Here is a 5014-nt window from a genome sequence, read left to right as displayed (position 1 = left end):
GAACACCCAAGGGCAGCGAGGCCCGGCACCCCACCACGCACTCAGCCCGCAAAACCGCCAAAAGTCAGATCCAGATCATCAGCCCAGGCGGATCGGTGGATCAAGGCTTAGCCGCTGCCCTAGCGTGGAAGACATGAACATTTCACTGCAGTACTCGCAAATCACCGTCAATGACCTCGACGAGTCGCTCTCGTTCTACCGGGACGTGCTCGGCCTGGAAGTGCGCAACGACGTCGGCTCGGACGGGCAGCGCTGGGTCACCCTTGGCAGCGCGGCCCAACCTGATCTGGAGCTCGTGCTGTCCGTTCCGCACGCCGGCCGCTCCCAGGACGACGGCGACGCCCTCCAACAACTCCTCGTCAAGGGCGCCCTCCCCGTCCTCGTGTTCCGCACCGACGATCTCAACGCCACGTTCGAGGCCGTCCGGGCATCCGGCGCGGAGGTCCTCCAGGAACCCATCGTCCAGCCCTGGGGCCCGCGCGACTGCGCCTTCCGCGACCCGTCCGGGAACATGGTCCGTTTCAACCAGGCGGCCTAGTCCCGCACTTCACGGCGGGCCGCCGTCGCGTTCGGTCCGCGGCCCGTTCTCGCCGCGTGATAGCCCCTCTTCTTTCCGGTTGTGACCCGGTCCACACCGCCGGCACCCGCTGGTCACGTGCGGGCTGTGCCTGCCGTGCCGTTCAGGTCAGGACTCCCACTGTGAGAACTCCACCTTTCCAGGCCTGAACGTCGACGGCGGGATGGCCGGGTTCATGCGAGGGCAGTGCTGTGGCTGCTCGGAGGCATTCGACTGTGGAAGGCCGTGCCGCCGGCTCTTAGCCTGAGGGCAATGGCCGGCGTGCTGGCGCGCTGAGAGTCGGCTCAGTCATCTCGTCATCCCTCGCGTTCAGTGACGAGGGACTCGGCTCGGGTCCTGATGCCGCGCATCATCCGGCGGTTCATCGCGAAGTCGCCGAACTCCAGCAGGACCACGCTGAGCGACGCGCTCAGAGGAGCTCGCCAGTCGTAGAGGGCCTGGATGCGATTGACGAGGCGCGTGCCGCCATCGCTGGACGGCGTCAGCTGCCACGACCACGTCGAGTCCGGCTTCGTCCACAGCAGCCAGCGATCGACCTCGAACGAATCGACTCGGAACGCAGTCCGCTCCGTGGGCTGCGGCTTCGGCACCATGGGCACCCACTGTCCGACGTGCAGGTCCTGCCAGGCAGGTTCGATGGTCGTGGCACTCCGGTGGCCGCGGCTGTCGAGCAGGTCATGGCTGTACCACCCCGCACGGGTGCAACCGATCTGCACAAGCCACGGCCAGACCAGTGGCGACGGAGCGGCGATTGTGATCGCGAGGGTGCGTTCATCGTCCCAATACTCGCTCTGCCACACCCACCCGATCAAGTGCCATGACCGGGCTCGAGGTAGGTGATGTCGTCAGTGTGGAACTCGAGGTAGTCGAAGCTGGGTGCGTCGGCGGGATGCCACCGGGCCCTGCCGAACGCGCCGATACGCCGGCCGTCGAAACTGCGGTAGTCGGTGACGGGGGTGGACCAGGTTCTCGGCGTGAAAGTGCGGCCGTCGGGCGATGCCGCCAGCCGGTCGTCGGAGGCGAAGTCGACGAGTTCGTGGTTGTCGTTGAACGTGAGCACGGCGCTCACGGTGTGACCGGCGTTGGTGAACGTGGCACTCACGTGGCGATCGTCGATGGGTGTCCACTCGATGGGCGCGTCGACGAGCACAGCGGGCGCCAGCACGCACAGGTCATTGAGCAGCGTCACCGTCTCGGCCTGGTCTATCTCCGGGCCATGGGCATCGACGAGGGTCAGCAGCGATGCGAGCCGCACCTGCATCGTCGCCGCGGGGCCGACGTAGGCGTGGAGGATGTCGGTGGGGAGCCCCTTCATGGTCGCGTCCATGAAGAACACCCGGCTCGGCTCGGGACCGAACGTGTTGGTCTGCTCCCCGGTCCACCGCATCCACGGCTTGTCCGCGCCTGCACGGATACGACCCCTGATGTCAGCCCGGAAACCGACCACGTGAGGCCGCCCGACCGCACCTGCGGCGCGCACGTAGTCGGCCACGGGCAGCGGCAGATGGGCCAGATCGAAGTCGGTCACCAGCGAGCCGGGAGGCCCGGCAACCGACAGCGCGGACCGGACCGTTTCATCGGCGAGACGCCGGGACCGGGCCCGGAAGCTGGTCGGACCGTTCGCGCGGAACCCGTACACCGCGGCGAGCGCCAGCAGCACGTTGGCCGCTGTTCCCGCCTTGGCGTCGGTCCACGACGTGACGACTACCGCCTGGGAGACGACCGCAGCGAGCCCGGCGACCGCCCACCCCCAGCGGAGCCCGGCCAACAACATCACACCGGCTGCGACCACCACGACCGCGGCGACCAGCCAGGCGACACCCATCGACGCGCTGATCGGCTGGGTGAGCTGCGACACGTCGGCCCACCCGAATCCCTCCACCACACCCATCAGGTGAATGAGGCCGTGGATGACCACGATCAGGCCAACAGTCCAACGAATCAGTGTTCTCATGATGTCCCTCCTGCGGACGAGATGGTGTGTGGACGGCCGAGCACCGCGGCGAACGGGACGGCAGCGAGGACCAGACCGACTGCGGACCGGGCCGGGGGAAAAATGGTCGCCACCAGCGGGGGTGGGATCGTCCGGGTGCGCCTGGCGGAAGCGGTTGGCAAGCTCAAGACCGGTCCCGCAGCACCGCTAAAATGAGGCGACCTATTCAGGACGTGACCGCGCGGGATCTCGGGGACGTCGCGCTCGGCAACTTCAAGAGAAGATCCGCGGGATGCGATCTGAACAGCTTTCATCGTGAGGGGCCTTTCATCAGCAGCCTGTAAGACCGGAGCCAAGTGCGCCCCGGAGGCGGAGCCGGACGGAAATCAGCCCTTCGATGACGCGGGCGGCGCAGGTGCCACCGAGGTCGATCACATCACGGTGACCAGGATCTTTTCAAGAGCCGGCGAACGGTCTCCCGGACCCGGATGGCTTCGGCGCAGCAGCACGAACAATTGCTTGACACAACTACGCGGTGGCATTTGACTCATCTTGTCACATCCACTTTTTGGAGGAACAAGTTGAACGCACCCAGAAAATTCGCTGCACTCTCGCTGGCCGTCTTGCTGACAACTGGCGCAACCGCCGCTGCTCCCGCCTTTGCTGTGGGCGAGGGCCCCAATTACGGTGGCAACGAAACCATCAATACCTCGATCCTGCGCTCCTACGACGAGGTGGTCGCTGAACTAAAGAAGCAGGACGCCCGCCAGTCCGCGCTGGAGCTCGAAGTGATCGGCCAGTCGGTCAAGGGCCGTGACCTGTACCTGGCGAAGTACATTACCAACCCGGACAACCCGACCATCCTCTACCTGACGCAACAGCACGGCAACGAACAGCTGACCACGGAGGGTGCGCTGGAGTTCATCAAGCACCTGGGCACGGGCAAGGCCCAGGGAGTGCTCGACGGCGTGAACATCCTGGTGGTACCCATGCTCAACCCCGACGGTGCCATGGGAGACGTCGACTTCGCGCTGGATGATTACATCGCCGACGGCGGCAGGACGCTGACGCGGACCAATGCGAACAACGTGGACCTCAACCGCGACCACGTGAACAAGCTCGAGCCGGAGACGCAGGCGCTGCACGATAACGTGATGCGTGCCTACGACATCGACTACATGATCGATCTCCACCACCAGGGGACGCAGAGTGAAAGGGACGGGGAACTGGTGTCGGGCTCGATTCTCTACCCCACCACCCCCAACGTCGACCCGGCCGTGCTTGAAGGATCCAAGCGCCTCGGTTCCGTGGTGTTCGACGCCGTCGACTCCACCGGGTGGGGCCACCTTGGCAGGTACGTCGGCGGAGATGCCGAAACCATCAGCCGCAACGGCATCGCGGTGGAATACGGCATTTCGACCCTCCTGTTCGAGATGCGCGGAATGTCGGACAACACCAGGGACTCCGCCGTGCTCGGCCAGAAGAGCAACGGCTACCTGATCAGGCAGACCGTGGTCACCCTGGACGCAACGGCCCGGGCCATTGCCGACGGGTCGATCGCCACCGCCGACACGTCCTTCTGGGACACCCTCGCAGAGCAGACCACCCGCACCTCGGAGTAGGTTCCCCGCGAACTGCCGCTGGGGGGTCCCGGAGGGCCGCGCCCCCAGCGGCAGTCCCCTAATTCCACCCGGCCGCACGGGCCGATCCACTGGGTGGGCGACGCGGACTAGCGGACCGCGTTGTTGGCGTTCACACGACCATGCGCCCAGTAGGTGCCCGTGCCGGGAAGTCTGTCGGCGGTTGTCTCGATGTTTGCGCGGACTGACATGTTCGTGGCGCCGGCGTGGGAGCTCCAGGCGAGCGCGGCAGTTGCCGCGACGATGGGTGAGGACATGGAGGTCCCGTTGCCGAGGTCGTAGCCGAAGGAGCGGTTGTTCTGCGTCCCGAGGACAAACGTGTGGTTTGGGAATGTTGAGTAGATATTGACTCCGGGTGCTGCGGCGTCCACCCAGCTGGCTCCATAAGTTGAGAACGATGCTTTGGCGTCGGTGTTGTCGGTGGCGGCGACGGCAATGACGTTGGGGTATGCGCCTGGGTAGATCTTGCTCTGGTTACTGCCGTTGCCTGCTGCGGCAACGAGCACGACGCCCTTGCTCCAGGCGTTGTTGACGGCAGCTTCGAGGGTGCGTGATGCCCGCACCCCGAGGCTCATGTTGATAACCTTCGCACCGTTATTGACGGCCCAGTTGATGCCGTTCGCAAGGCTCGAACTGGAGCCAACCCCGCTGTCGTTGAGGACTTTGCCGTCCAGGATGGTGCATCCCGGACACACGCCGGCAACTCCAACCGTGTTGTCGGCGGTGGCGGCGACGATACCGGCCACGTGCGTGTGGGCTGCCGCGCATTTCTCGGGCAGTGGGCCCTCTTAAAATGGGGGTCTACTGAAAGTAGAGATCAGCATGACCGCATCACGTAGACGATTTACCCAGGAGTTCAAAGAC

At 65.3% G+C, this 5014-nt stretch carries 5 protein-coding genes; 2 read left to right on the top strand and 3 right to left on the bottom strand.

The window, feature by feature from the left end; genetic code table 11:
- Nucleotides 1–133: 133 nt before the first annotated feature.
- Nucleotides 134–538 carry a VOC family protein gene (locus ACZY0Y_RS19545; protein WP_463959896.1) on the top strand — a complete coding sequence of 135 codons (405 nt, stop codon included), beginning with the start codon at nucleotides 134–136 and terminating at the stop codon, nucleotides 536–538.
- Nucleotides 539–873: 335 nt separating this feature from the next.
- On the opposite strand, the gene ACZY0Y_RS19540 is transcribed toward ACZY0Y_RS19545, so the two are convergent.
- Nucleotides 874–1377, bottom strand: coding sequence for an SRPBCC family protein (locus tag ACZY0Y_RS19540; RefSeq protein WP_463959895.1), 504 nt, complete (start codon nucleotides 1375–1377; stop codon nucleotides 874–876).
- Between the two features lie 8 nt (nucleotides 1378–1385).
- On the bottom strand, nucleotides 1386–2531 hold the full coding sequence (locus ACZY0Y_RS19535; protein WP_463959894.1) for a DUF6544 family protein: 1146 nt from the start codon (nucleotides 2529–2531) through the stop codon (nucleotides 1386–1388).
- A gap of 560 nt (nucleotides 2532–3091) precedes the next feature.
- On the opposite strand from ACZY0Y_RS19535, the gene ACZY0Y_RS19530 reads away from it, so the two are divergent.
- Entirely contained in the window at nucleotides 3092–4132 is a 1041-nt protein-coding gene (locus tag ACZY0Y_RS19530; RefSeq protein WP_463959893.1) for a M14 family zinc carboxypeptidase, read from the top strand.
- Nucleotides 4133–4239: 107 nt separating this feature from the next.
- On the opposite strand, the gene ACZY0Y_RS19525 is transcribed toward ACZY0Y_RS19530, so the two are convergent.
- Nucleotides 4240–4896 carry a S8 family serine peptidase gene (locus ACZY0Y_RS19525; protein WP_463959892.1) on the bottom strand — a complete coding sequence of 219 codons (657 nt, stop codon included), beginning with the start codon at nucleotides 4894–4896 and terminating at the stop codon, nucleotides 4240–4242.
- Nucleotides 4897–5014: the final 118 nt, after the last annotated feature.

The organism is Pseudarthrobacter kochi, from assembly GCF_055412805.1.
This window is presented reverse-complemented; position numbering and strand designations above follow the sequence as displayed.